The sequence below is a fragment of the Streptomyces sp. NBC_00569 genome, assembly GCF_036345255.1.
In the GTDB taxonomy this organism is placed as follows: Bacteria; Actinomycetota; Actinomycetes; order Streptomycetales; family Streptomycetaceae; genus Streptomyces.
This window is the reverse complement of the sequence record NZ_CP107783.1, coordinates 89,648-115,812: the sequence shown is the minus strand read 5'-3', so window position 1 is coordinate 115,812 and position 26,165 is coordinate 89,648. Positions and strand designations below refer to the sequence as shown.

Here is a 26,165-nt window from a genome sequence, read left to right as displayed (position 1 = left end):
CCACGCCGACGCCGACGCCGTAGCCCACGGCCGGCCGGGCCCTGTGCCACGTCGCGCCGGGCGACCGTTGGGAGCCACGAGACGCTGACTTGAGCAATCACCCGCCCGCTCGCGGTGACGTCAGAGGTTGGCCTGTCGTGCGTTCGCGGTGACGAAGCCATGGACATGCGCCATCTGACGGGTGAGGTCATGGCCAGCCGTTCGTGCATATGCGGAACGGACGTGCGGCAGGCACGACCCAAAACTTCTCCCCAGGGCATCGCCGTTAGGCAACCCATGCACCCGGAATTTCACATCAGCCACCATCACGAGACGGGCTGGACCGTCGTCGAGATCCACGGCGAGGTCGACGTCTCCAGCGTGCCTCAGATCAGGGAACACGTGCTCACCTGTATCGAAGCGGGCCGTCATCACCTCATCGTGGACCTGAGAGAGGTCCCCTTCATCGACTCGACGGGCCTTGGGATTTTCGTCAGCATCGCCAAGCGGATTCGTACGCACGTCGGTGACCTGAAGCTGGTGATTACGAACCCGGACATTCTCCAGATCTTCCACATCACCAGCCTGCACCGGGCCTTGCAGATCTATGACTCGGTGGAAGCCGCGATGGAGTGACATGCGAGGCGACGACGACAGACGCCCGGCGCCCCACGCGCAACTGAGGGGCAGCTATTGGCTGAGTAGTTCTGACAGCGACTGCTCATGGTGCCGACAGCTCCTTCTGCCACGCACTGGGCGCCCCGAACCGCAGGGGGATGCGCCACCACCGGGAAGGATCGATCCCGCTGGCCGGCGGTGCCGGACAGCCCGCCTGACCGAGCGAATGCGGGCCGTCATGGTGATCCTCGCGGCGAGCACCACGGTTGTCGCCGCGGTGGTCACCGCGTGGCGGAACTGACTGAGTACGCAATACAAACGGGCCTTGCGGGTCCGTAACGTGCCGCCGCGGTGGTCGACTTGAGGAGCGAGACAGCGCCAGGCCGTATCCGCGTGCCCCCTTCGACCCGGTGATGGGTACACTGCCGCAGCTTCAGGTCCGCAGCGCCGCCACCAGCAAAGTCAAGCGCTGCCCCCGGGCGCGGCCCGCCGAGGGCTGCGGCGTTCGAATTGTTCACGAGCTGCGGCAGCGTCGGCTGTCGGCTGTCGGTGCTCAGTGGCGGTACGCGGCTGTCGCGATCTCGATGAACGACCGGGTCAACGGGTTGGTGTCTTTCTCGTTGCACACCGCCACCACTCGGCTCGGCGTCATGTCGATCAGCGGCACCACGGTGAACTCCGCGGGCAGGTCGTGTCCGAGCGGGGCCAGGCCGACCGTGCCGTTCCACAGCACCGCCTGCAGGCATTCCTGCACGGCGCGCACCACTGGTCCCTCGCGCGGCCTGCCACCGTTCCAGTACGACTGCCAGATGGGGTCGGTGCCCTGCGGGAACTGAAACCAGCGGCGCTCGCACAGCTCGGCCAGCCGCAACTCATCACGGCCCGCCAGCGGATCATCGGCGCGCAGGACCACGCCGACCGGATCGGTCCGCAGCGCATACACCGTCAGGGCAGTCTCGTCGAACGGCGCCCGGGTCAGGGCGACATCGACCAGCCCGGCGCGCAGCCCGCACGTCGGGTCGGTCAGATCGGTGTCGCGGATACGGATGTCGACTCCGGGGTGGCTGCGGCGGTAGGCCGCGGCCAGCCTGGCCACTGTCGGGTCGGTGCCGTCGCCCAGGATGCCGACGGTGATCGTCGCGGCACCGGCTGCCGTGCTCACGCGTACCCGGACGCGGTCGGCGTGCTCGAGCAGAGCCCGCGCCTCCTCGAGCAGCACTGCGCCCACCGCGGTGAGCGTGACGCCGGTGGCCGAGCGGGCGAAGAGCAGCGCCCCGACCTCGGCTTCCAACTGCTTGATCGCCCGGCTCAGCGGCGGCTGACTCATATGCAGTCGGGTGGCGGCCCGGCCGAAGTGGAGTTCCTCGGCGACCGCCACGAAGTAGCGCAAGGTCCGTAGCTCCACGCTGCAACGATACCCATGAGGTATCGGCTGTGCCGAAGGGGTCTTGGACACGGGCGAGGCCCCGGGCGTGCACTGGTGAACATGACCGAACAAGACAAGACCAGCCGGCCGCAGGCCGATGCCGCCGTATCGGTGGTGGGTCCCCGCGACGGCGAGACGATCGTCCTGGGCACCACACGCATGCGCGTTCTGGAGGACGGCAGCCACACCGCGCACCGCCTCGCGATCGCCGAGTCCGTCCTCGCCCCCCACACCCAGGGTCCGCCGCAGCACCGCCATCGCCGACACGACGAGGGCTTCTACATCCTGTCCGGCACCGTGCGGTTCACCGTCGGGGACAAGGACTACGACGCCACCGCGGGGACACTCGTCATGGTTGCGCCCGGCACCCCGCACACCTTCGCCAACCTGACCGGCCAACCCGCCGTCATGCTCAGCACCTTCACACCCGACCTGTACGTGCAGTACTTCCGAGACCTCTCGGAGGTGCTCGCATCCGGCCGGCCGCTGACACCACAGGCCAACATCGACGCAATGAGCCGCTATGCGACACAGCCCGCCACCGACCTCACCTGAAGCCGACAGAACAACACGACCCGGCCCCCCTCCTTTCGGCCCTCTGGGGCCGTGGCGCTCCCGCCCCTTTCGCACCCGAACCCCTTCGGACGACGATTGGGCCGTCTCCCAGGGGCTTGCCCGGCAATCGACGCAATCGACAGACCTCCCCCCCCGCGAACCGGGGCCAGCGTGAACGGGAACCATGAACATCGCCTATTGGATCGTCGCGGGACTCCTCGCCCTCTTCTACCTCTACGCAGGCACGCTGAAGGTGATCCGCAGCCGCGATCAACTCCGGCCGATGATGGCGTGGGTCGACCGCATACCCTTGCCCGCCGTCAGGGCGCTGGGGGCGGTCGAAATACTCGGCGCGGCGGGTCTGGTCCTGCCACCGCTGACCGGCACCGCTTGCCGGCTGGCGCCGGCCGCGGCCGTCGGCTTCGTTCTTCTGCAGACCGGTGCGATCGCCGTTCACCTGACCGGCGAAGACCGCCGGATCACACTCAATGCCGCACTCACCGCCACCGCGGCCCTGACTATCTGGTTGGCCATCAGGCCGTGACCGTGGATCAGCCCCCGACCGGCAAAGGCAACTGCTGGACCGGCCGCCTCACGGCCGCTGTCACTTGTCATGACCATCGAACACGCCGCCCTCCGACAGTCGCAAACGTGTCGGCCCTCAAGCTGAACGACGTCCACCGGCCCGTGCAGAAGGTGCGGCCTTCCTCGGCAGGGCGCCGGCCGGGCGACACTGTTCAACTCGCCGACGCGGAGCGGCCCAGTGCCCTGAGAGCGCCATGTCGCGCCGCCGTTACCGCCCAAGACGCGGAGCCGGACGCCCGGCGGGACGAGGAAAACGCAACTCCTGTGGCCCGCTCGAGTGCAGGGGATCGGCTTGTCGAGTCAACCCTCATACGCAGCTCGGGTGATCCCTCGACCTCGCCTTGAACCGCAGAGCCCGCACCGGGCACCGTGGCGGGATCTGCCTGCGCGTTTCGGCAAGCGGCAGACTGTGCACGAGCGGCACGATGGTCTGAGGACGGCACGGGGGACAAGGTCTTCGTGGTCGTCCTGGCCGACGCACCGACCACCAGCTGCCGGGGGCTCACCAGCACGCCGCTGGAGCCTGCACGAGACTTCCGCGGTGCTGGGAGAAGAAGACGCCCCAGCAGCATGAATCCTATGAGGGACGCGGACGCTTTCGGGGCGGCCTGACCTCCAAGATCCATGTAGCTGGGGAAGACGTGCGCCGTCCCTTGGCCGTGCTGATTCCTCTGGCCCAGTGGGACAACGTCCCGCAGCTCAGTCTCGTGATGGAACGTCACGCCCCGAGGATATGAAGGCCCTTCAAAAGACGTCCGGTACAACGGCGTACGGAACTGATCGCGACGCTCGCCCTGACTGTCTCCGACCGGATGAACAGGGCGGGCGTCGCGGTGTGTCCGGCTCAGGCTCGGCCGCTGGTCAGAACCCCATCGGGCGGGGGTGGGGCTGGGCGTTGGGGTCGGCCGACCACACGAGGCGGAGTTCGACGTTGTCCGGGCCGGCGAGGGACTGGATCAGGCGGGCCGCCCAGCCGTTCCAGTAGACGAACGTCTTGGCGTCGGTCAGACGGAAGCACGGGGCGTCGGTGGGGATCCGGTCCGGGGCGAGTACGGCGCGCCAGATCTCACCGGTCTCGGTCGGCGCGGACGACGCTTCGTGGTCGAGGCAGTCGGCCACGACATCGGGGATGTAGGCACAGAAGTCGTCCGGTCCGCCGCCCGGCACGTGCACGGGGATGTAGGTACCGAACGGCTGGAAGGCGGCGCGGGTCTCGTCGGCCAGCTTCCGGCTGAGCACTGGCGCGGCGGTGTGCCCGGTGGTGTAGTCGGACACCGTGGTGCTGGGATTTCCGTGCCACTCGGCGACGAGCGCGTCGGGCCGTGGGTGGGTGCTGCTGTCGAGCTCCCACCGCATGAGGGGGAGCGCGTCGACCAGGAGTCCCTTGTAGCGGTCGCCGAATTCCGGCATGACGCGGAAGACGTCGAGTGTGCCGTCGGTAGGGAGGTTCATGGTGCCGTCCATGTTGCAGTGGGGCCGGGGGACCCGGTCTTCAGAATCGCGCCGCCGATGTTGCCGAGCTCGGTTTTGAGTGAAGCCGTGATCTCGGTCTTCCTTTTTCCGTTGGCGAGCAATCGTTGCACGTGGTTCTGGAGGTGGGTGTCGAGGCGATTCAGGAACTTGCCTCGGTGTGTGTAGTCGTGCGGCGTCGGGTGGTTCAGCGGGTAATGCCGTTGTTGTGGTCGACGGACTGCGCTCGGACCATGCCGCCCTGCAGATCCATCACCTGCGCTCCCGACACCAGGTGGTCGCAGGCCGCGGCGATGTCGTGCTCGCTGGAAGCCCCGTCGCGGACGTCGTCGACGGTCAACAAGCCCGCGTACAGGCTCAACCCGATCCCGCCCACGGCCATCGTCTGCCACAGCCTGCGCCAACCCGCACTCATCGTGTTCCCTCGTCGATCCCCTTCGCAGCGGCAGCCACGTCGGTCACCGAGCGTAGAGGGGGGCGTCTGAGCACTGCAGTTGGCCCGACAGATTGCCGAGGACTGAGGTGCAACACCTACAGAAGCCGGCGCCGCAGGTCGTCGAGCGGAATCGCACGATCGCCTCTCTGCTGCGCCGCCGCTACCGGCTTCATTCGCAGTGCTCCGGCGTTTGGTGGAGTTCTTCTGCAGCACCCGCCGCAGGAGACCACCGGCGCACGGACATCGTGCTCGGGGCTCGCGGAGTCTGCGCCGAGCGGGGCCCTGCCGTGGGTCTACCGTGCGTCAGATCTGGTCCGCGAGGCGCACGTAGTCGTAGTAGAGAGGGTCCCCGTCCTCGTCCACCGGGTACTCGTAGCTGCTCTGGTTGGCGAGGACGATCTTCAGCTCCGGCAGCTCGTCGAAACCGAGGTCGTTCTCGGTGATCTCGTGGCCCCGCTCCGCGAACAGCTCGAAGAGGTCCACACTCGGGGTGCGGAAGACGTCGAGACCGTCGAGGAGCACGCGTACGTCGGCGTCCTCGTCGAGGAACCGGAACAGCTCCACGCCGCTCAGCGCGCCCTTGGTGAAGCCGAGCATCACGTTCAGGCCGGAGGTGTCGTGCTTGAGCAGGATCTGCCCGGGCTCCGGATCACTGGAGGCGACCCGCAGCAGCCCCCACGCCTGGACCGCGTCGCGCGCCTCCTGCGCCGACATGCCGAGCCGCAGCGGCCCGACACCGGCCAGCGGCAGTAGTTCCAGTTCCATGTTCCGTCCTTCGCCTTTGTCGATGCCCTAGTGACGTGCCGCGGACCTCATGCGAGAAGAGCGGCCTTGTCGATTTTCCATCCTCGCGTCTTGAGCATGTCCTGGAGGGGCTTGTTGTCATCCAGGCTGGCGACCATGTCCTTGATGTGCTGATCGTAGGTGCCGGGGAAGCGCCGCTTGATGTCGTCGATGTCCATGCGCATGGCGTCGGTGATCCGCCCCGAGTTGATCAGCTCGCGCTGGTACTGCTGCCATGCCTGCGACTGCAGTGAGTACCCGGTGCTGTACAGCTGCTCGTGGTGGTCGCGCTGCATGCGGATGGCCGGGCCGTTGTTGACCTTCTGCTTCTTGTGCGGCTTGTTCGCGATGTAGAAACCGGGCTCGATGACGTCCTTGTACGCCGACTTGGCCGGGATGTGGTTGACCTCCATCGGCTGCGGGTACTTCGACCCGTCTTTCTTCGTGTTGGCCGGCAGCAGGCCGCCGTACCAGCCGCTCTCCTGCGTGCAGCCCTTCGCGACCAGGCCCTCGGGGTCCATGAACGTAAAGGGATTGACGACGTACGCGGCCGGGTTGGGCGCGGGCACCAGGCCGAGCGGGTCGGCCGACACGTAGCGGGCCGTCTCGGGGTCGTAGTGCCGGTTCAGGTTGTAGTGCAGGCCCGTCTCCGGGTCCGCGTACTGGCCGGGGAAACGCAACGGTGTGTGTGCCTGGGCGTCACGGTTGCGCGTGGTGATGCCCCAGACCGTGGACCGCTTGTACCAGGCGATGTCGCCCTGCTCGCCGACGAGTTCCGTCGGGGTACCGATGACATCGGTGACGATGGCGAAGAACCGGCTGTCCACCTCGTGCTGTGCGGCGTCGGCGGGAATCCGCCGCTCCAGCTGCGACATCGGCTGCAGGCCCTCGTACTCCCAGGTCAGGGTCACTTTGGTGGTCGAGTCGGTCTCCTCGGCCAGCTGGGTGCCCTCCCAGGCGAAGCGGACCGTGGCCACCACGCCGCTTTTGTCCGCCGCCATGCGGTGCTTGGCCGTGCGGCGGCCCACGGCGTCGTAGGTGTAGCGCCACTCGGTGCCGTCCGGCGTCGTGCACGAGACGAGACGGTCCTCCGCGTCCCAGGCGTAACGCCAGGTGTCGGGCTTGCGCGACAGCCGTCGCTTCTGGCGCAGGACGACCCGTCCGGCGTCGTCGTACTCGTAGCGCAGCCCGTTTGCACCCGTCAGCCGGGTGCCCTCGTAGGTGCGCTCACCGCAGCTCCCGGTGGACCGGGCGGGCCAGTGGGCGTCGGTCTGGTTCCCGGCGTCGTCGTAGGCGTAGCGCTCCGCCCAGTCGCCCGCGGTGACGCCGACCGGACGCCCCACCGGGTCGAGCTCGAACAGCTGATCTGTTCCCTCGTGCCGCTCCGTGACCCGCGTCAGGAATCCGTCGGCGCGGTAGCCGTAGGAGCGGTCGCGCAGGGGGCCGCGGGCCGTGGTCAGCGACCGGGCCGCCAGCCGGCCGAGCGCGTCCCACCGGGAGGCGAGCGTGACCGGCGCGTGCGCGGGGCCCAGCGTGCGGGCGGTCTCGCGGCCCAGGACGTCGTGGGTGAAGTCCAGCGGGTGACCGGCGAGATCCACCCGGGTCCGGTTGCCCGCGGTGTCGTAGCAATACGACGTGAGGGCACCGGTGGGGGTGGTGCGCGAGACCAGTTCGCCGTGCGCGTCGTAGCCGAAGCGCATGCTGTGCCCGTCGACCGTCTCGGTGAGCAGCCGGCCCATGGCGTCGCGCTCCAGGGACAGCGACGAGGTCGGCGACACGGCTCCGATCAGCTGGTCGGCGCCGTCGTAGGTGTAGCGGGTGAGCACACCGGCGGCGTCCTTCTCCAGCACGTTGCCCACCGCGTCGAACGTGAAGGCGATGCGCTGCCCGAGCGGGGTCGTCCGGGCGACGAGGCGGCTCGCCGCGTCGTACTCGTACGTCGTCGTGCGGCCGTCGAAGTCGGTCTGGGACTCGGTCAGACCCGACGGCCCGTACCGGTAACTCCACGTCCTGCCCTGCTGGTCACTCACCCCGGTGAGCCGGAGCTCGGTGTCGTACGCGAACTCGTACCGCGCCCCGTCCCGGCCCGTGCGGGCGGCCAGGAGGTCGAACCACGTGTACTCGAAGCGGGTCACGCCACCGGTGGGACCGGTGTGGGTGAGGCAGTTGCCCTCCTCGTCGTACGTCCACCGCTCGCTCGCCCCGTCGGCCGCGGTGCGCCGGGTGAGCCAGCCGTCGGCGGTCCACTCCATGCGAGTGACGGAACCCGCCGGGTCGATGCTCTCCAGCGGTCGCCCGAAGGGGTCGCGCCGCACGGCGTAGGTAGCGCCGTGCCCGTCGCAGACCGACAGGACCAGGCCTGCCTGGTCGTTGGTGCGGGTCTCCGTCGCGCCGTTCGGGAACGTGGCGGTGGCGAGCGCGCCCGACGCGTCGTACGTGAACGTCGTCGAGGTGCCGTCGGGCGCGATCATCGCGGTGCGGTTCCCGCGGTCGTCGAAGCGCTGCCGCCACACCGAGCCGTCCGGCCCGGTGATCGTCTCCGGCAGGTGCAGGGCGTTGTACGTGGTCGAAGCGTGGCGCCCGTCCGGGTACGCGATCGTGCGCAGGTTGCCGGACTCGTCGTACGTGAAGCGGGAGGTGTGCCCCAGCTCGTCCGTGCGGGCCAGCAGGTTGTCGTACCGGTCCCACTCGAAGTGCACCGTGCTGCCCAGCGGGTCGGTCTCGCTGACCGTCTGGCCGAGCGGGTTGAGACGGGTGACGGTGACCGCGCCGGCCGAGTCCGTGAAACGGGTCTCGCGGGCCGCGGTGTCGTACGCGAAGCGCGAGGACAGCGCGCCGTCGGGACCTACCGTCTCCACGACGCGGCCCGCGGCGTCGTACACATAGCCGTAGGTGTGGCCGCTGCGGTCGGTCCAGGACGTCACACGGTTCTCGTCGTCGTACGTGAACCGCAGGGGCACGTCGCGCGCCCCCGACACCCCGGCCAGCCGGTGGTGCTCGTCGTAGCCGAACGAGGCGACGCGGACCCGGCCCTGGGGCGTCTCGACGTCGAGGGCCGTGACCCGGCCGAGCTCCGGGTCACAGGTGACGCGCACCCGGTAGCCGCCCTCGTGCAGCACCGTCGAGGGCAGGCCCTGCGCGTCGCGCAGGAACTGGACGCCGTTGCCGTTGCGGTCCTCGATGTCGCTCAGCCAGTACAGGCTGCCCGAGGAGTAGGGGTTGCCGACGAAGCGCCGGGTGAGGCCCGAGCGGACGTCGGCCGTGACGTAGGTGATGTCGCCGAGGGCCGACTGTCCGGCGTACGTGAGAGGGATCCGCTCGCCCTCCAGCGGCAGCACCTCCTCGCCCTCCTCGCGCGGCAGCCGGGGGTAGGCGAGGAGCGAGCCGTCGGGCCGGGCCCAGACCGCGCCGCTGCCGGACAGCTCGAGCCGCTCGTCCAGCGTCGAGGCCCAGCTCGGCCCGAAGGCGTGGCCGTAGTGGTAGCCGGATATGTGGGTGCGCTCCAGCACCAGGGGCAGGACGCCCGGCAGCGTCAGGTCCGTCTGGTTCAGCACCATCTCACCGCTGGCGACGTCCACCGGGTCGGTCTTGCAGCGGCGCTGCCCGAGGGCGATGGCCTTGTCGCGGGCCCTGTCCCAGGCGTCCTTCGTGGAGTCGGGCAGACGCTTGACGAAGTCGTTGACCCGGGTGCGTACACCGCCCTTGCCGTCGCCGTCCTTTTTGCCTCCCGTGATGGCATCGACCTTGGTGCGGACGTCGTGGTCCTTGCCCTTGTGGGTGCGGGAGGCGCCCTTGACCCGCTCCGGAACGGTCTCGGTGATGTGCTTGCTGATCTTCTTCAGGGCCTTCTCGGAGCCCTTGATCGCGCCGTGCAGCACGCTGTCGAAGGCCTTCGTGAAAGGGTCGCGGCCCTTACTGCGGCCGAACGCGCCCTTGACCCGGCCCAGCGGGTCGGAGGCAGCCGTATGCATGTCGCTGCCGTGCCGGGAAACCTTGCCCGCGCCGTCCTCGAACTCGACATGATCGATACGGGTGACCTTGCCCGGACCAGTGCCCGCACCGTCGGCCGAGTTGAGATGCATGGCGCCCTTGCCGCCGTGCCCGCCACCGGCGCCGCCGTTGGCCGGCGGCATGTGGAACGCGCCGTCGGCCAGGTCCAGGACCATGTCCTCGACCATCGCCTCCAGCTTCGCATTGACCGGCTCGGTGAGCTTCGCGATCACCTCGTCGACGATCCGGTCGACCGCTTCGTCGATGATCCGCTTGACCACCTGCCGCATCGCCTGGATCTCGGCCGCACCAAGAACCGCCGACAGACCGCCAGTCACCCAGGCGAGGCCGATGGACAGGCCCACCGCGCCTGCCATGATGGCGAGTTCGGCCTCCGCCTTGTGCTTCATCCACTCGATGATCTCGGCGAGGACGTCACAGGCGTCCGCGAACAGCCGGGCCAGCTCGGGGAGTTTCTCCAGATGACTGGTCTTGATCTGGTTCCAGTGCTTCTCCATGGAGTCGACGGCCCAGCCCTCGGAAGAGGACAGGATCCGGGAGAACGCCTTGTGCGCGTCCCCGCCATGACCCTCGAACTTCTCCGCGAACTCCCGCATGGCGGTGGCCATCTCGCGGTAGTCGTCCTCGTCGACGTTCGGGAAATTGATCCCGATGAAGTCCAGGATCTCGTCCAGCCAGCCCGGAATCGTATAACCCATCCCCGTACCTCTCCCCGTGCCTCACGCCTGCCCGCTGGCATAAAAGTTGCTGCGCATGCGATCAAGAACCCTAGTGGACGGCAGTGACGCAGGTGAAAGCGGTAAGCCAGCCGTTCTTGCCACACACCAGGCCGCCGGAGCCTCGCGGTCAGGGCAGCGGGGGACCGACGCGGAGCGGCCCAGTGTCCTGAGAGCGCCATGTCGCGCCGCCGTTACCGCCCAAGACGCGGAGCCGGACGCCCGGCGGGACGAGGAAAACGCAACTCCTGTGGCCCGCTCGAGTGCAGGGGATCCGCTCGTCGAGTCAACCCTCATACGCGGCTCGGGTGATACCTCGACCTCGCCTTGAACCGCAGAGCCCGGTGGGCGCCGGGCGAGCTCGGTGGCGGCCCTGAGCGGTGCCTCGCACTTCGGGATCACCGCTGCGGCACGACACCAACCGCACCGGCACTCCAAGCTGGGTGACCGAACCTGGCACCCGAACCTGTAGCAGACCCAAATTCTGAGAGCTGCTCTACGCATGCTCTGGGAAATGAAGGCGTGAGTGCGGGTCGGCGTCTTGGTTTTGAAGGTGAAGAAGTGCAACGTTCCGGGATGTGTTGGTTCTTGGGGGAGCGGAGGGCGGATGGACGGCCAGGCGCCGAGGAGTGGTCATGGACGCGCTCGACGACGACCGGCGCGGCACGTGCCGCTCTGCTGCCGCTGTCCCGCCGGGCGGGAACCGCGGCGGGAGGTGTCCGCATTCGGGTGTCGGGCACGGCGCGCTTCGTGTCCTGCCGACTGATCAGACGTTGGGGCAGGCATGAGCAGCACCGAGCCCGAAGACCCTGTGGCAGTCGACTGGACTGCGCTGCGCGGCCGCCGGGTTGTCCTTGACGATGGCTGGACAGGCGACGAACACCCGATCCGGCATCAGGGCGTGGTCAGCGGCGTTGACGTCGAAGCCGGCAGGGCCGACGGGATCGAGCTGACCTTGATCCGCTATGACGGCAGCACCCGGCTGCTGCGGCCGGTCGGCCGGTTCACGGTGACCGGCGGCGACACCGGCGAGGTGCTGTACACGCCCGCCGTGCGCGTCCCGCGGAAGATTCCCATGGACTTTGTCGAGGCGGTCCGCAAGATTGCGCCGGACCGATGGCAGGACCTGGAGCGGGCGATGAGGACGACGCCGGCCGACCCGTTCCCCGGGCACAAAGCCAAGGAGCTGGTCGACCTGGCTGCTCAGGTCGAGTGGGAGTGCACCCGCGAGCGCGATGTCCTGGAGGATCCCTCCTCCCCGTCGGCGGCCTACGCCGAAGCCGCGCGGCGCGTTGTCGAGATGTGGGAGGAGACCGCCGGCCCCGCGACCGTGTGACGGCCGCCGATCGACAGCGGCACCAGCCGCAACCCCTTCACGCCGAACCCGCTCCTCAGCCGTCAGCCCTCCGCCAACGGGATACCTCATCGCTTCCGGCATAGCGCAGCCCACGACATCCGTCACCAACCCCAGGCAACCCACACCCTTAAAGATCTCCAGCTCTACCTACGCGACGCGGTGGCCGCCCGGCTGAACGCCCCCACACCGGGCTGGCGCACCGACACAGGCCGCGGCCGCATGGCCGGATATTTCGTTTGGCTGCTCGCCGAAAGATTTCTTCGGATGTCCTCGACGGCTACGAACTGACCGCACCGGCCTTCTCGCGCTTGCCGCTGTCCTGCTCGGTTTGGCGCGGCACGGGAGCCGTAGCCTTCTCCGTCGCGGACTGCACGGCAACTGACGTGTAGAGGACCGAGGCGCCCTGCTTCGCCCGGTGAGCCTGGCTCTTGGCGACAAGATTCTCGAGCGTGGTGCGCACGACGGTCGACTTGATGGTGCGCTGAGGGTGGGCCTTGGCCAGCGCCGAGGTGACCTCCGCCGCGGAACGGGGTTCTTTCTGCTGGTCGAGGTGGGTGCGGATGAGCGCGATCAGCGTGGGCTGCGCCGATGCCGTAGCCGCCTTCGGCTCCGCGTGCTGGGTCTTGTCCTTCTTGGCCTGGGAAGTGGTCTTCTTCGCGCTGGGGGCCTTGGCTGCAGTCTTGGACGGGGCACGCCGGGTGGTGGTCTTCTTGCCGGATGCCTGCTGCGGGAGGGACGCCGCAGGCTCCGGGGTGCTCGGCGCAGATGCCGGTCGGCTGCCGAGCGTCTTCTGGATGCTGTGCAGTACGTTTTGGTCGTCTTGCAGGATGCGCAACTGCGCCTGCAGGGCGGAGAGTTCCGCGCCGATACGTTCCTGCTCTTTGGAATTGAGCTCAAGGTCCTGTGCGACCTGAGTGGCGTACTGAGATGTCACGCTGGTGATGGTGACGGGGTTGTCAGTCATGGTGTTGGCCTCTCTTCAATTCGGCAGCAATAGCGCACCACCGTGAGTGCAACCGAAGTAGGTGCGCCCGCCCGTTTGTTTATTCCCGCGGCGAGCGGTGGTGTGTCGGCGTAGCGATAGTACGCATGGGTGAGGGCTTATGTTCCCATCGAGTGATGGTTGCACCCTGCATTCAGGGTTGAATCTCTGTGTAGGGCGGCGTCCCTTTGAGGGCTGGGGCCGATGCGGGTGGACCTGGCAGGTTGCACCTGGCCGTTCCGGAGCGAGCAGGCCGTGCGCCGACGATGGCATGCGCCGAGGGGTGGAAGCAGCGGCGTACGTGTCCTGGCCTTTTGTGCCGGGACTGCGACCTCAGCGACGAATCACGGCACGCGTAAGGGTCTGCTGCACGATCGGGTGGCATCTGAACTGGCTTGCTGTGAGTACGTGTACTCAGGCGCGTTGTGGTGGTGCCTCATACCGTTGCGGGATGGCCATGCAATCGATGCGGCAGGCCGCAGGCTCCAACGTAAAGCGCTGCGGCTATCTGGTGGGCAGCGCGTTGTTCCGCGTCTGGTTGGTTCTCACGCACGGCTTGCCGCAGTGGGCTCGCTGGTTCCCACTCTGGCTTGGGGCAGTGATGTGGAATGGGAGGAGCGGCAGAGGCGGAGTCAGCCGCCTACTTCGCCGACGCGGACCGTCGAGGCACTCCCGGACGGCTATGACGCCAGTTGCGACTTCCAGTTCGTCTCCTGTTCCGGAGCCACAACATGGCAGAAACGGGCGGGCACACCGGTAGGCAGCAGCACGGGAAGTGGTGTGGGCGCCTGGGGGTGTGTCCAGCGCCGCACAGCCCCGCGCCCGTGCGACGCAGCGCGGGGCCATGCAAGGAACGCCGTTCCTGTCAGGAGCGCTCATGGCGACCGTATGGCCAACACCCCGCCGATGCCCGCCGAATTAGGCCGCAAGCCACCGGTTCACGTCCACGGGGCGCTGAACAGGGCGTATTCGAGCAGGTCGGGCTTGGCGTCGGACGGCCAGGTACCTGTTGCCGCCAGTTGGCCGCAGGCCGCCTGCATGCCGGGCGAGCGATGGGCTGAGCCACCCCGGGTTCGACACAGCGCGTAGGGTGCCGGTGAATGAGCAGACGGTGGTGGGCTTTCGGTACGGCGGGGGTGACCGTCGCGGCAGGTCTCGGCGTGCGGTCGTGGACCGGCGGAGACCCGCGAGGAGGTCTTCGGCCCCCTCGTCACCATCGAGAGGTCGCCGCGTCGTACTCGTACGTCGTCGTGCGGCCTTCACCGGATTACTCCGAGGATGCCCCGGCCTTCAGGCCGGGGAGGAGTCGGACTCCTGTGGAGCAGGGCAGGGGAAGCTGATTCGCCGGCTGGGCGGATCGGCGTGCTCCCGCTGTGGTGGTGAGGCAGCCCCCGTTGGATCAGAGCTCTCAACTGTCAGTCCTCCCGGATAGGTTGCTGTTCATGACGAACGCGGCGCAGGAGAAGGCAGGTGTCGGGCATGCCCGCTACACCTTCCGTCTTCGCGTGTCGTCCACCGCTACTGGCGCTCTCCAAGCGGAATGGGCGCGGTGCCGGTGGTTGTGGAATGAGTGCTGCGCCCGCTCGAAGAGGGCGCACGCCGAGAACGAGAAGTGCGGTCCGGCCCGGCTGGACAAGATGCTGACCCAGGCGCGTGCCTGCATGGGCTGGCTGCGCGAGGGCTCCAGCGTTCCTCAGCAGCAGGTGATACGCGATTTCGCGAAGTCGCGGGCGAAGGCGCTGAAGGACATCAAGGCCGCTGTGCCGGTGCGGCAGCGGGCCGGGATGCCCAAGTACAAGAAGAAGCACCAGGACGACTTGTCGCTGAACTACACCCGGCTGGGTTTTCGGCTCAAGGACGGCCGCCTGCACCTGGCAGGCGGCATCGCCGTGACGGTCGTGTGGTCGCGTGCCCTTTCCAAGCCACCCTCCAGCGTCCGCGTCTTGCGCGACAGCACCGGAGCTTGGTACGCGTCTTTCGTCGTGGCGAGCATGCCCGAGACACTGCCGAAAACCGGCCGGGTGATCGGGATCGACTGGGGTGTGAAGGAGACCGCGACCACCACCAGCGACGACCACGACCTTCCTCACCCGCAGCACGGGAAGAGGGCCGCCCAGCGCTGGGCGCACTATCAGCGGATGATGTCCCGGCGTAAGCCGAAGCGTGGATGCGCCGGATCGAAGGGCTACCGCGAGGCGAAGCGGCAGACGGCGAAGCTGCACAAGAAGGTGGCCCGGCAGCGTCAGGACACCGCCCGCAAGTGGGCCAAGAAGGTCGTCCGCGACCATGACGGCCTGGCCGTGGAGGACTTCCGGCCGAAGTTCCTCGCGAAGTCCACCATGGCCAAGAAGGCCGCTGACGCGGCGATCGGCGCGACCAAGACAGCCCTGGCCGAGATGGGCCGTAAGCACGGCCGGTCCGTGCACCTGGTGCACCCGGCGCACACCACGATGGACTGCGCAGACTGCGGAGCGAGAACCAACCACGCGCTGCCTCTCTCAGAACGAACGTATACGTGCACCACATGCGGGGTGTCCCGACCCCGGGACAAAAACTCAGCCCGTGTGATGCTCGTCCGGGCTGGTCTCCGTCCCGGCTAGTGCTGATCGTGTAAGACCTGCATCCCCGCCGGGGATCAGGCGACGTGAGCTAGGAATCCCCCTGATCTACCTGGGGGAGGTTTCAAGATTCTGCGGGTGCCGCCCACGACGACCAGGCCGAGGACGGCGGCCAGCGCGAGGCCCACCTGCCAGCCGTCCACGCCGAAGGCCAACCGGGCACTGGAGGCAACGTTGTTGGCCTGCACACCGGGCAGGATGAAGCCGTAGGCGACCATCGTCGTCAGGGCCACGGCCGAGGCGAGCCACGGGGCCTTGAGTCCGTACTTGATGTAGTACGGCATGCCGCCGAGGTCCTCGCCGTGGCCGCGGCGCTTGTAGACCTGCGCGAGGACAGCCTCGCCGTACGCGGCCGTGGCCCCGAGCAGTGCGGCGACCACCATCCACAGCAGGGCGCCGGGACCGCCGGAGGCGACGGCCGTGGCCACACCCGCGATGGAGCCGACTCCGATGCGGCTGGACAGGGACAGTGCGAGCGTCTGCAGCGAGGACATGCCGCCCTCACTCGCCTCGCCGGTCCGCAGCTGCCGGATCATGTCCGAGACGCGGCGGAACGGGACGCCCTTGGTGAGCAGCGTGAACAGCACACAATTGTTCCCGTCGACCGGGGCCGCCGGGCCGCTGTCGAGCCCTCACCACCGACACCCGTTGACACCCGTCCCTGACGGGCTCACGCGGACGACTCCCGGCCAAGACACCCCACGAAATCCCAGAAACCCCACGCAGCCCAACCGGCCGGTGCACAACCGCACTTCACCTTCGACCACCACGCCGAGCCCCGGACAACCCACGGAAAGAGAACGCGAAGAGCGCCACGGGACAGCGCGCCCCGGAGCGAGGGCGGGGGCCGGCTCCGCCGGAGCCGGGGCGCTGTGCGTGCTCGCGGCCTCGCTGCGGCGGGGCACGACAGGCACCTTTGCGACGTTCGCCCCGGCCCTCGGCCCGCTCGCGATCGGCGCGCTCACCATGGGCCTGGGCGCACCGCTCCAGGCACTGATCGCCGCGCCTCGCATCGCCACCGCAGCGCTGGGGCTGCGGGCGCAGCGCGGCGTGGTGACGCAGAGATCGCCTTGCAGAGTTGCATCTCGCATGCGACGGATGGGGAAGACCAACTGGCCTTCCCCATCCGTCGCATGTACCGGCAATCCGGTGCTAAGCCCGCTGAACGGGCGAAAAGTGCCGCAGCCGCGCCATGCGCCCATGCCCCGAAGCGGAGGCTCCCCTAGGGTTCCCATGCTCTTTCATCATCCTTTGGTCTGAAACATCCGACGCCATCCGTCCGGAATTAGGGGCCTTCACGTGCATGCGATGCGCGGCACGAAGGAAAGGAATCTCATGATCGGCCACCAACGGGACCGGGGACGACAAGCGGGACCGCTCTTCGAGTGGGGGATCAGCAGACTGCTGCTGATGATGTTGGTGTTCGGCCTGGTCTCCCTGCCGGCCACGGACGGGAACGACGGGGAACTCGCCATCTACCAGCAGTGGCTGTCCGTCTTCCAGTCCGGGAGCTTCCCGGTAAGTGACGAGACCTGGCAATACCCCCCGGGCATGTCTCTGGCAGTCCTGGTGCCCGCGCTGCTGCCAGTGCTCACCTACAAGCACGCTTTCCTCCTGGCCGCCTTCCTGGTCGACGCCGCCGTGTTCACCGCGCTGGTGCGCACCGGCCGTAAAGAAGGGCGCAGCATGATGGGCGCCTGGGTCTGGACGATCGGCATCCCGTTGCTCGGGGCGATGCCTTACGCACGCTTGGACATGACGGTCACAGGCATCTGCGTAGCCGCTCTGCTCTGGCTGCCCACCCGTGCCCGAGTCGGGGGAGCCCTGGCCGGCGTCGGAGCAACCATGAAGCTCTGGCCGGTGCTTGTGCTGCTGGGGGTCGGGTCGGGAGGGGCCATGCGTGAGGCGTGGAAACGTGCCCTGGGAGCCGCGACCGTTCTCTGCCTGGCGCTCGGCACCGTACTGCCAGGGGCGTGGTCCTTCCTCTCCGGGCAGCGAGATCGTGGTCTCCAGATCGAGTCGTTCGGCGCGCTGCCCTTCCATGTGGCCCGCCACTTCGGCTGGTCGGGGCAGGCGGAGATGGCCTATGGCGCGATGCAGTTCACGGGACCGTACGTAGACCTTGTGGCACACGCACTCCTGGTACTGAATGTCCTGGGACTGGCCGGGCTGGTGTGGCTGAGGTTGCGCCTTCCGGCAAGCTTCTTCACAGGCGCCACGCCCTCCTTCCTGGGACTCGCCGCTGTGTTGCTCTGCATCTTCACCAGCCGGGTCTTCAGTCCTCAGTTCATGATCTGGGCCGTGGGAATCACCGCCGTCGGCACCAGCTGGCGCACATCAGGGCTGCAGATTCCGGCCCGCATGGTCCTCGCGGCATGCGGTTTCACCTCAGTCCTCTACCCGTGGACCTACTGGAGCGTCATCAACAGCACTTGGTCCGCTGTCGTCACGCTGGCCGTCCGCGACGGGCTGCTGCTAGCCGCCGCGGTGTTCCTCCTGCGCCCGCTCTGCACCGCAGCCAAGACCAGGCCGGTTCAGGCAGGTGGGCTGGTACCACGGCCACATGCGGCGGACGAGCCGGTGGCCACCGGCTGAAGTCCACTGCCGACGTCGTCCCGCCTCCCGGGCCTGGCCGACGCCTACCCGAAGAGTGCGCTACGCGCGGCCGACGCTGCCATGCGCTGCACCCTGCAGGCCAGCCACGGCGGCGAGCACCGGCACTTCTACAGCGGCGAGTGACCGGCGGCGGACAAGGGCGGCCGCCCCCACAGCGAAGAGGGCCAGAGCGCGGTCACGTGCCCTGGCCCTCTTCGATGTGGCTGTCTGCGCGCCGTTCTCGATCGAGCGGTGCGGGGCGACCTGCCGGCCGGCAGGCCATCCCGTGGTCTGCGCCCTGTCCCTAGGGGCGTGCAGGATGCGCTCGGCTTCGGGGCGGTGCACGGTCGGTGTCGGGCTCGAGCGGCAGGGCGCCGTGTCGGCGGATGCTGTCAGGCCATGCCGGGGCGGGTGTCCGTGCCCGCGGCGGGCCGCAGCACGGCTGGTGTCGCGGCCGTGGGGTACCTGCCGGAGTGTCTGGTGGCTGCCGGCTCCCGGAGAAGACTGGGCGGGGGCCGGGCAGCCGTGGAAAACGTACGGCAGAGGGTCGGGCAGGACGCTGTGAACCCTTAAGACACGCCGACCGTTGCTGTTGCCGCGGCGCTGCTTGTCCGGCACAAGGCTTCATCGGGTTCCTCCGTGGATACCCCTGCCTTCAGGCAGGGGAGGAAACGGACTCCTGCGGAGCAGGGCAAGGTGGGGTCATTCGCCCCCAGGGCGAAAGGCCGTGCTCTGGCCCGCAGGTTTGGTCTCACACATCGGTCGCACTAGTTTGTGGGCGTGGCCACGACTTGTGTGAAGCGGGCGTTCAAGTACCGCTTCTATCCGACCGATGCGCAGGCGGCCGAGCTGTCGCGCACGTTCGGATGCGTGCGCAAGGTCTACAACCTCGCGCTTGCCGCCCGCACCGAAGCGTGGGCGCGGCAGGAGCGGGTCAACTACAACGCCACCTCGGCCATGCTGACCGCATGGAAGAAGACAGGGGAACTGGCGTTCCTCAACGAGGTTTCCTCCGTACCGTTGCAGCAGACGTTGCGGCACTTGCAGACGGCGTTCACCAACTTCTTCGCCAAGCGGGCAAAGTATCCGCGCTTCAAGTCGAAGAAGAAGTCGCGGAAATCTGCCGAGTACACCACCAGCGGTTTCCGGTTCCGTGCCGGGGAGCTGACTCTGGCGAAGATGGCCCGGCCGCTGGACATCGTGTGGTCGCGCCCGCTGCCCGAGGGCGTGTCCCCGTCCACGGTGACCGTGTCGCAGGATGCGGCGGGGCGCTGGTTCGTCTCCCTGCTGTGCGAGGACCCGGCCATCGCGCCACTTGCCGCTGCTGATGCGGCAGTGGGAATCGACGTCGGTCTGGATCACCTGCTGACTCTGTCCACCGGGGAGAAGATCGCCAACCCTCGGCACGAACGCAAGGACCGTGCCGCCCTCGCCCAGGCTCAGCGCCGCATGGCGAAGAAGGAGCAGGGCAGTGCGAACCGGGCCAGGGCCCGGCGCAAGGTCGCCAAGATCCACGCCCGCATCGCCGACCGTCGCCGCGACCACCTGCACCAACTGACCACTCGACTCGTTCGTGAAAACCAAACGCTCGTGATCGAGGACCTGACGGTGCGCAACATGGTCAAGAACCGGAAACTGGCCCGCGCCATCTCGGATGCGGCGTGGTCGGACTTGCGGAGCATGCTGGAGTACAAGGCCGCCTGGTACGGGCGGGAAGTGATCGCGGTCGACCGCTTCTTTCCCTCGTCCAAGCTGTGCTCCCACTGCGGCAGCGTGCAGGGCACGATGCCGCTCCACGTCCGCATCTGGACGTGTGAGTGCGGCACGACCCATGACCGGGACGTGAACGCGGCACGCAATCTTCTGGCCGCCGGGCTGGCGGTGACAGTCTGTGGAGCTGGTGTAAGACCTCAACGGAGTTCTCCGGGCGGGCAGTCGGCGACGAAGCAGAAAACCCCACGGCGCGAGCCGTAGGAATCCCCCTCCTTCAGGAGGCGGAGCATGTCAAGGGTGAGCAAGAAGGGGTGTATCAGCGCGACACGCCGCGTCAGATGCGGGGTGCGCTGGTGGGGGCGGGCACATTGGCTGGGTCAACTCCGAGCGCTCCCGTTGGAGTGGCTGGCAGATGCCCCCGTGGTGCCCTCAATCCCCGGACCGGGGGCATCTGTTGGTTTTCCGGCAATCGGAATCCTGACGCCGTGGGCCCGCGGCCCCGCCCTCGCCCGGTCGCGGGCCTACGGCCCCCTTTCCACTCCGTCAAAAGCGGCACACGTCCTTGGCAGTGCTCGCCTCGTGGTTCGAATGAACCGTTGCCGTGGCTGGTCACGGCTTCTTGGACAGACCGTCATCGATGCCGATGAAGGTGCACCATCGTTTCGCGGGTGCCCCGCATGAGCGTTGCCGGCGCCTGGGCGCGCCTGGAGGTTGCCTCCGTGCCCGCAACGTGCGCTCCGGCGGTGCCCGAGGACGTTCAACAGGCGCTTGAGAGGCCCGAGTCGGAGCCCGCCACCACCGCGGCCGCCGCCGTGGTCTTCGCCTGTGTCACGGCCGGGGAAGTCGACCGTGACTCCCGCCGACACCGAGGTCTCCGCCTCAGCCCTGGCGTCGGCTGCGGCGGACCAGGCGCCGGCCGCGAGCCGGGTGCCCGGCTACGCCTCGGAAACCCTCGTCGACCAGATTTATGCCCGGGTGCGTGACGTGCTGGCCTGGCCTCAGGGCGGCATCGAGGCCGCGCAGACCGCGCTCATCTCGTAGGACCGGGGCCACTGGGGGAGAGCGCCCCGCCATGTGAGCGGGGTCCGGCACGCAAGCCGTTCCGAGCACCCCTCCCAACTGCGCGAATAACAGTGGGTGATTGATCGATGTGCAGGGAGTGGCGGGGCCTGTTTCTCTGAAATGGCCCGCTCTTCCCCATCACCCAAGGAGTGATCATGAGCGCTGCAGGTGAGTCCGGTCGTGCCCAGCAGAACCGTGCCCGGGCCCGGGACCTCGAACAGGCCGCGGAACGCGCCACTGACCCGCAGGAGCGTCAGCGCCTGATGGACCAGGCCCGCCGGCTCAAGGAGCAGAGCGAGCACACGGGCGGCACCCGCATGCCGGACACCGACCCGACGGTCTCGTCCCGCCGGTAGTTCCGCGCACAGACACCGGCCGGTGGCCGGCCTCCGTGGCCTTTGTGTCACGCGAGAGGCCCCCGGCCGGTCACTGCTGTCTGCGCCCAGGGAACAACGCCCCTGCGCCGCCAACGACACCGGCAAACCACCACTGCACTCCCGGCACAGACACCGGCCGGCGGCCGCTCAGCGGTGGGCGGGCCGGGCGTGGATTTGCAGGGCCGACCGGGCGCGCGTCACCCTGATAGACGAGGGCAGGTGCTGACGTGCACACCAGCGACGAGATCTACCACCGGGTGCTCTGGGACCCGCGCTTCGACCCCGAGCGGTTCGTGATGGGGATCGCCGAGCGCGGAGCCCCGCCGAAGCGGATCCTGCTCGACGACTTCGTGCCGGGCGGAGAGATCCCCTGGCACCGGGTGGTGTTCTTCGAGGAGGACGGCCAGGTCGTCTGGGACCGCGCCTGCGCCCTCGATCGGCTCGACGAGACCCTCGTCGAGCCGGTCGGTCCCGTGCCGGCCCCAGCCCCCGGCGACGTCCTCGCCGTCCCGTCGACGAACCGCACCGCCGTCGCCTGGCTGCCGCCGGCACAGTTGTGGCCGCCGATCCAGCACATCCGCCGCGAACACGACCGGCAGATCCGCCGCTGGCCACCGCACGTCAACGTGCTCTTCGGGTTCGTCCCCGAGGCCGAGTTCGCCCGGGCCCTGCCACTGGTCGCCGCGGCGCTCGCCGAGACGCCGCCGTTCACCGCCCGCCTGGCGGGCGTCCACTGGTTCGAACACCGCGAGGATGCCACCGTCTGGCTCGACCCGGCCGCCGCCGACCACGAGCCCTGGGCGCGGCTGCGGGAGTCGCTGGAACTCCGCTTCCCGCTATGCGCATCGCACTCGCACGGCTTCACCCCGCACCTGTCCCTCGGCCGTACCCCGGACCCGCACCTCCTCGCCCGCAAGGCAAAGGCCCTCCTCGGCCCCATGACGGCCCGGGTCGACGAACTGGTCCTGCTCTCCCGCCGCGGCGACGAGCCGATGCGGGTCCGGGCCCGCATCCTGCTCGGCAGCGACGACGTACCTCACCCTTGAAGTGTTCTCCCTCGTTCACGAGGGAGAACACTTCAACAGTTCGGTGGGAGTGCCGATGAGGTCCGTGACGATGGCGAAGCGGGTGTCGAACTCGTCCTGCGTGCGGGGCCGGCGTTCGTCCTAGGTCAGGGGGCGGGATCCGTGAAGACACCGGTCAGTAGCTACGCGGTATGACAAGTTAGCGGTCCGCTACGAGGCGACCGTCCTCGTCGCGGCCATCAACGAGTGGCTGTGACCAGCACATTCGATCCACGCCCTAGTTGGGGGGCGGCGCGTCGGCGAGCTGATTGCTGCGGTCGATCTCCGGCATGTGCGTCTCGGCCCAGGCGCGCAGGGCGGAGAGCGGTCCTTCGAGGGACAGGCCGAGCAGGGTGAGCTGATAGTGGACGGCGGGCGGCACAGTGGGTTCCACGCGGCGCGCGACCAGGCCATCGCGGACCAGGCTCTGCAGGGTGACGGACAGCATCTTCTGTGAGATGCCCGGGATACGGCGCCGAAGTTCCGCGAAACGGAGCTCGCCCGGAGCCTCCTCGGCCAGCACCTTCACCGCCATCGACGTCCACTTGGTGCCGATACGGTCGAGCAACTGGCGGGTCGGGCACCGCGGATCCAGCAGATCACCGCGCTCACCGGGCCGCCGGCTGGGTTCGCCGGGAGTCGATGTGGTCACCCGGGGCTCACCACCTGAAGGGAAAGTGCCGTCTTGGGGAGACCAGGGTAGTTCCCTAACGTGACCTAGTCACCATCATTCACCACACACCTGGAGCCCCTCCATGCCCGAGCTGCGACGCGTCCTCGCCAACGGTGTCGAACTGAATGTCGCCCTCGCCGGATCGGGCCCGGCCGTCCTGCTGCTGCACGGCTTCCCGCACACCTGGGAGCTGTGGACGGACGTCATGGCCGATCTGTCCGGCCGCTACCGCGTCATCGCGCCTGACCTGCGCGGGTTCGGCGCGAGCAGCCGGGCCGCCTCCGGATACGACGCAGGCACCCTGGCCGAGGACGCCGCGGCGCTTCTCACCACGCTCGGCGTGTCCTCGGCCGCGGTGGTGGGCATCGACGCGGGCACCGCGCCGGCCTTCCTCCTCGCCCTGCGCCGCCCCGGTCTCGTCCGGCGCCTAGCCGTCATGGAGTCCGTTCTGGGCAGGCTGCCCGGCGCCGAGGAATTCCTCGCCGACGGGCCGCCGTGGTGGTTCGGCTTCCATTCCGCCGCGCCCGGCCTCGCCGAGACCGTGCTGGAGGGCCACGAGGCCGCATACGTCGACTGGTTTCTGAGCGCCGGCACACTCGGCGACGGGGTGCGCCCCGCCCTCCGGGACGCCTTCATCCGCGCATACACCGGCCGCCAGGCATTGAGCTGCGCGTTCTCGTACTACCGGGCCCTGCCCGAGAGCGCGGTACAGATCGAGCAGGCGGTAGCCACTGCCCGCCTGACGGTACCAACGATGGCGCTTGGCGCCCGGCCCGTCGGTGCCGCGCTGGAACGCCAACTCCGCCCGGTCACCGACGATCTCACCGGACACGTCATCGAAGACTGCGGCCACATCATCCCGCTGCACCGGCCGCGCGCCCTGCTCACGCTGCTGCATCCGTTCCTGGCCGGTGAGGACGCGAAAGCAGCGTGACCGGGGCAGGGACTGACATTCGAAACCGGCGAGGGGTCGGATCAGTGGGCAGGAGCGGGTGGCGTGCTCGCAGAGCCGGCGCCCCTCACGGCTGACCGCTCTTGAGGCGAGCGCGCTTCTCCGCCGGGATGCCGCTGGGCGGCGCCAGAAGGACTCGCTCGAACGGCTTCTCCTGTCGCGCCTCGCGCACCGCTCCGGCCTAGTCTCGGCGCCAGGCTTCCGCGGTCCCCGCTCATTGCCCGCATCCTGCGCCCGGTCCCGCTGAAGTGGCCCCCGCGCCCGCGGGGATGGTCCCCTGAACACCTCGAACATCAGGTGGGCCGTCACGTCGCCTCCGCGCCTGCGGGGATGGTCCGGGGTTTATCAAGGGCCTGTCCTCGCCGCGGAGGTCGCCCCGCGTCTGTGGGGATGGTCGGTTCCTCAACATCGAGGAGATCGCGGCGATCATGTCGCCCTCGCGCCCGCGGGGTGGTGTCTGCACTCGTGCTGCTTGTGATTCGTCAACGCGTGTGGGGGTGCCTGCCGTTGCCGGCGAGCGCCGGCCTCCGCCGTCATGCTCGATGAAGCCGAAGCCCTTTTCGCTGCCCAGTTCGTTCCCGTCACTTCGCCGATCACGATTTGAAGGGCTGTGAGAAGAGCTCATAGATGCCAACTGAGTGCATATGGGCGGTATTTGATGATCTTCGTGAGGCGCGCATACTGGCGATCCGAAATCTTCATAGAGTTGCCTACGACCCTGTGCAAACCATGTGAATCGACACGTCTCGATTGACCTGACTGCCCGATTGGCGCGGTTGGTTCGGTGGGCCGAGCGGTCTAGACCGCATAGGAATGTCTGCGACGACGCATGCATGCGTCGCTGTTCGCAATGGCCGACCATGCCTCGCGCGGAAAGCGCAGGGGAGAGGACCGCAACAACGTGTCCAGATCAGCAAGACGAAGAGGGATCCTGTCCCGCATCGCTCTTGGTGCCGCCGCCATCTTGATAGCGGGACTGCCAGGGGTGGCGAACGCCTCCGTCGGAGGATCCTTAGTCAGTCGGGTTGGGTGAACTCCACATCGATGAGCCGCTTCCCAACCTTCGCCAAGCAACTGCGGCTGCTGGATGAGGATCTGTACTTTGTGACCACCCCGGGCTTTGAGAACTGCGACGCCTCCGCGGCTGTCGTGAAGTGCGACATCAGGTAGCAGCCCGGTAGCACCTGGGGGCGTCGCCACACGCGCCGCCCCCAGCATCTATTGGAGGAAGAGGATGAACGAGGACGGCATCGCCTGGATCACCCGCGCTGACCTGTCCTGGCTCGGCCACTGCGTCACCCTCGCGCGCGGTCTCTCGCCGGAGCAACTCGTTGCTCGCCTCGCCAGGGGCCATGAGCCTGTTTCTCTGGGGGAGCACACCGCTGCGTCGGCGGAGACACACCTGACGCGGCGGGACCAGGAGCGGGGCGTGGGAGACAGCATCGCGGTGCGGTACGGGGACGCTGGCGGGCTAGCCTTTGCCGTGGCGCACGGTGACAACTGGCCTGGTCGGATGGGCCCCGGATACATCGACGGCCTCTCCAATGATGGGGCGGACGTGTTCCAGCTGTACTGGGAGAAGGAGAACCCGAAACTCCCCCCACCTGTCTTTGCCTATTTCCGCGACGGGCGGTACATGTGCGGCTTCGACATGTGCATGAGCTGGTCGCAGGAGATTACCGGACCCCGCCCGGATCTGGTGCGCGGTGATCTCGAGGCCGCCGGCATCTTCTCCGAGACGGACGGGGACCTGGCACACAGCAAGTCCCTCAGCGTCGTTGAGCAACGGTTTCGTCTCACCTTGCCCAAGGAGTTGGTGCTGCAAGGGAAGCTTCACACAGCGCTGATCGCAGGGCAGGCGTAGCTGGATTCTCCCAAATTCCTCCAATAGCCAGGAGATGGATCTCACCAAGTTGACGCGCCTGCGAAGCTGTTTTCTGCTGATCCCGGCCGAGTATCTGCTCCAGGAGTCGCCCCGCGCCAGCGGGGTTGGTCGGAAGGAACTGCACACCTACGGCTGGCTGATGGCGTCGACCCGCGCCCGCGGAGATGGTCCTGCGTCATACGGGCGTTGGCGCCATGCGAGTCGTTGCCCCGCGCCTGCGGGGATGGTCCCCGCGTCCGACTCGGGTGATGTCGGGGTGGGAGCGTGGTGGCACCCTGAGCCACTCCACCTCTGGCTGGATCAGCATG

General features: G+C 68.2%; 19 protein-coding genes and 2 pseudogenes. 13 read left to right on the top strand and 8 right to left on the bottom strand.

Annotation, left to right across the window (positions count from 1 at the left end; translation table 11 throughout):
* Window positions 1-159: 159 nt before the first annotated feature.
* Window positions 160-615, top strand: a complete 456-nt coding sequence (locus tag OHO83_RS00550) for an STAS domain-containing protein (protein WP_266681863.1) — start codon at window positions 160-162, stop codon at window positions 613-615.
* A 535-nt stretch (window positions 616-1,150) separates the two neighbouring features.
* On the opposite strand, the gene OHO83_RS00545 is transcribed toward OHO83_RS00550, so the two are convergent.
* Window positions 1,151-2,002, bottom strand: a complete 852-nt coding sequence (locus OHO83_RS00545; RefSeq protein WP_330278400.1) for a LysR substrate-binding domain-containing protein — start codon at window positions 2,000-2,002, stop codon at window positions 1,151-1,153.
* Between the two features lie 81 nt (window positions 2,003-2,083).
* Here OHO83_RS00545 and OHO83_RS00540 point away from each other — a divergent pair, with 81 nt between their 5' ends.
* Together OHO83_RS00540 and OHO83_RS00535 are read left to right on the top strand one after the other, a co-directional pair.
* Window positions 2,084-2,578 (top strand): cupin domain-containing protein, encoded by a 495-nt coding sequence (locus OHO83_RS00540; RefSeq protein WP_330278399.1) that lies wholly within the window; start codon window positions 2,084-2,086, stop codon window positions 2,576-2,578.
* A gap of 184 nt (window positions 2,579-2,762) precedes the next feature.
* Window positions 2,763-3,122 (top strand): DoxX family protein, encoded by a 360-nt coding sequence (locus OHO83_RS00535; protein WP_329431515.1) that lies wholly within the window; start codon window positions 2,763-2,765, stop codon window positions 3,120-3,122.
* A gap of 902 nt (window positions 3,123-4,024) precedes the next feature.
* On the opposite strand, the gene OHO83_RS00530 is transcribed toward OHO83_RS00535, so the two are convergent.
* From OHO83_RS00530 to OHO83_RS00515, 4 genes are all read right to left on the bottom strand, one after another.
* Window positions 4,025-4,615 carry a hypothetical protein gene (locus OHO83_RS00530; protein WP_266681871.1) on the bottom strand — a complete coding sequence of 197 codons (591 nt, stop codon included), beginning with the start codon at window positions 4,613-4,615 and terminating at the stop codon, window positions 4,025-4,027.
* 205 nt (window positions 4,616-4,820) lie between these two features.
* Window positions 4,821-5,048: a hypothetical protein gene (locus OHO83_RS00525; protein WP_330278398.1), complete on the bottom strand. Its 228-nt coding sequence runs from the start codon at window positions 5,046-5,048 to the stop codon at window positions 4,821-4,823.
* A 324-nt stretch (window positions 5,049-5,372) separates the two neighbouring features.
* The gene (locus OHO83_RS00520) at window positions 5,373-5,834 is read right to left on the bottom strand and encodes a hypothetical protein (RefSeq protein WP_266681875.1); all 462 of its coding nucleotides are present in this window, start codon (window positions 5,832-5,834) and stop codon (window positions 5,373-5,375) included.
* A 47-nt stretch (window positions 5,835-5,881) separates the two neighbouring features.
* Window positions 5,882-10,561, bottom strand: coding sequence for a DUF6531 domain-containing protein (locus tag OHO83_RS00515; protein WP_266681877.1), 4,680 nt, complete (start codon window positions 10,559-10,561; stop codon window positions 5,882-5,884).
* A gap of 802 nt (window positions 10,562-11,363) precedes the next feature.
* Here OHO83_RS00515 and OHO83_RS00510 point away from each other — a divergent pair.
* Window positions 11,364-11,915 carry a hypothetical protein gene (locus OHO83_RS00510; protein WP_266681879.1) on the top strand — a complete coding sequence of 184 codons (552 nt, stop codon included), beginning with the start codon at window positions 11,364-11,366 and terminating at the stop codon, window positions 11,913-11,915.
* A 298-nt stretch (window positions 11,916-12,213) separates the two neighbouring features.
* Here the strand turns inward: OHO83_RS00510 and OHO83_RS00505 are convergent, their stop codons facing one another.
* Window positions 12,214-12,900, bottom strand: a complete 687-nt coding sequence (locus tag OHO83_RS00505) for a hypothetical protein (protein WP_266681881.1) — start codon at window positions 12,898-12,900, stop codon at window positions 12,214-12,216.
* Window positions 12,901-14,360: 1,460 nt separating this feature from the next.
* Between OHO83_RS00505 and OHO83_RS00500 the strand changes: the two are divergent.
* Window positions 14,361-15,549 (top strand): annotated as a pseudogene (locus OHO83_RS00500) (RNA-guided endonuclease InsQ/TnpB family protein); the annotation flags it as partial.
* Window positions 15,550-15,553: 4 nt separating this feature from the next.
* Here the strand turns inward: OHO83_RS00500 and OHO83_RS00495 are convergent.
* Entirely contained in the window at window positions 15,554-16,123 is a 570-nt protein-coding gene (locus OHO83_RS00495; protein WP_330278397.1) for an alanine:cation symporter family protein, read from the bottom strand.
* A gap of 748 nt (window positions 16,124-16,871) precedes the next feature.
* Between OHO83_RS00495 and OHO83_RS00490 the strand changes: the two genes are divergently transcribed.
* The 6 genes and pseudogenes from OHO83_RS00490 to OHO83_RS46825 form a co-directional block, all read left to right on the top strand.
* Window positions 16,872-18,131 (top strand): glycosyltransferase family 87 protein, encoded by a 1,260-nt coding sequence (locus OHO83_RS00490; RefSeq protein WP_266681885.1) that lies wholly within the window; start codon window positions 16,872-16,874, stop codon window positions 18,129-18,131.
* A 780-nt stretch (window positions 18,132-18,911) separates the two neighbouring features.
* Window positions 18,912-20,105 (top strand): RNA-guided endonuclease InsQ/TnpB family protein, encoded by a 1,194-nt coding sequence (locus tag OHO83_RS00485; protein WP_266681887.1) that lies wholly within the window; start codon window positions 18,912-18,914, stop codon window positions 20,103-20,105.
* A gap of 588 nt (window positions 20,106-20,693) precedes the next feature.
* Window positions 20,694-20,885 carry a hypothetical protein gene (locus OHO83_RS00480; RefSeq protein ID WP_266681889.1) on the top strand — a complete coding sequence of 64 codons (192 nt, stop codon included), beginning with the start codon at window positions 20,694-20,696 and terminating at the stop codon, window positions 20,883-20,885.
* A 176-nt stretch (window positions 20,886-21,061) separates the two neighbouring features.
* Entirely contained in the window at window positions 21,062-21,262 is a 201-nt protein-coding gene (locus OHO83_RS00475; protein WP_266681891.1) for a DUF6381 family protein, read from the top strand.
* Window positions 21,263-21,510: 248 nt separating this feature from the next.
* Window positions 21,511-22,329, top strand: coding sequence for an RNA repair domain-containing protein (locus OHO83_RS00470; protein WP_405633947.1), 819 nt, complete (start codon window positions 21,511-21,513; stop codon window positions 22,327-22,329).
* 145 nt (window positions 22,330-22,474) lie between these two features.
* A pseudogene (locus OHO83_RS46825) lies at window positions 22,475-22,564 on the top strand (IS5 family transposase); the annotation flags it as partial.
* Between the two features lie 21 nt (window positions 22,565-22,585).
* Here the strand turns inward: OHO83_RS46825 and OHO83_RS00465 are convergent.
* Window positions 22,586-22,999 (bottom strand): winged helix-turn-helix transcriptional regulator, encoded by a 414-nt coding sequence (locus OHO83_RS00465; protein ID WP_266681893.1) that lies wholly within the window; start codon window positions 22,997-22,999, stop codon window positions 22,586-22,588.
* 103 nt (window positions 23,000-23,102) lie between these two features.
* Between OHO83_RS00465 and OHO83_RS00460 the strand changes: the two genes are divergently transcribed.
* Both OHO83_RS00460 and OHO83_RS00455 read left to right on the top strand, forming a co-directional pair.
* Window positions 23,103-23,954 carry an alpha/beta fold hydrolase gene (locus OHO83_RS00460; protein ID WP_266681895.1) on the top strand — a complete coding sequence of 284 codons (852 nt, stop codon included), beginning with the start codon at window positions 23,103-23,105 and terminating at the stop codon, window positions 23,952-23,954.
* A 1,252-nt stretch (window positions 23,955-25,206) separates the two neighbouring features.
* Window positions 25,207-25,836, top strand: a complete 630-nt coding sequence (locus OHO83_RS00455) for a DUF6461 domain-containing protein (protein WP_266681897.1) — start codon at window positions 25,207-25,209, stop codon at window positions 25,834-25,836.
* Window positions 25,837-26,165 lie beyond the last annotated feature (329 nt).

Excerpts from the sequence above, each read along its gene's own strand:
- OHO83_RS00550 (WP_266681863.1), top strand. The coding sequence starts at position 160 with ATGGACATGCGCCATCTGACGGGTGAGGTCATGGCCAGCCGTTCGTGC.
- OHO83_RS00475 (WP_266681891.1), top strand. The coding sequence starts at position 21,062 with ATGAGCGCTGCAGGTGAGTCCGGTCGTGCCCAGCAGAACCGTGCCCGG.
- OHO83_RS00520 (WP_266681875.1), bottom strand. The coding sequence starts at position 5,834 with ATGGAACTGGAACTACTGCCGCTGGCCGGTGTCGGGCCGCTGCGGCTC.
- OHO83_RS00540 (WP_330278399.1), top strand. The coding sequence starts at position 2,084 with ATGACCGAACAAGACAAGACCAGCCGGCCGCAGGCCGATGCCGCCGTA.
- OHO83_RS00490 (WP_266681885.1), top strand. The coding sequence starts at position 16,872 with ATGATCGGCCACCAACGGGACCGGGGACGACAAGCGGGACCGCTCTTC.
- OHO83_RS00515 (WP_266681877.1), bottom strand. The coding sequence starts at position 10,561 with ATGGGTTATACGATTCCGGGCTGGCTGGACGAGATCCTGGACTTCATC.
- OHO83_RS00510 (WP_266681879.1), top strand. The coding sequence starts at position 11,364 with ATGAGCAGCACCGAGCCCGAAGACCCTGTGGCAGTCGACTGGACTGCG.
- OHO83_RS00530 (WP_266681871.1), bottom strand. The coding sequence starts at position 4,615 with ATGAACCTCCCTACCGACGGCACACTCGACGTCTTCCGCGTCATGCCG.
- OHO83_RS00455 (WP_266681897.1), top strand. The coding sequence starts at position 25,207 with ATGAACGAGGACGGCATCGCCTGGATCACCCGCGCTGACCTGTCCTGG.
- OHO83_RS00535 (WP_329431515.1), top strand. The coding sequence starts at position 2,763 with ATGAACATCGCCTATTGGATCGTCGCGGGACTCCTCGCCCTCTTCTAC.
- OHO83_RS00505 (WP_266681881.1), bottom strand. The coding sequence starts at position 12,900 with ATGACTGACAACCCCGTCACCATCACCAGCGTGACATCTCAGTACGCC.
- OHO83_RS00460 (WP_266681895.1), top strand. The coding sequence starts at position 23,103 with ATGCCCGAGCTGCGACGCGTCCTCGCCAACGGTGTCGAACTGAATGTC.
- OHO83_RS00525 (WP_330278398.1), bottom strand. The coding sequence starts at position 5,048 with ATGAGTGCGGGTTGGCGCAGGCTGTGGCAGACGATGGCCGTGGGCGGG.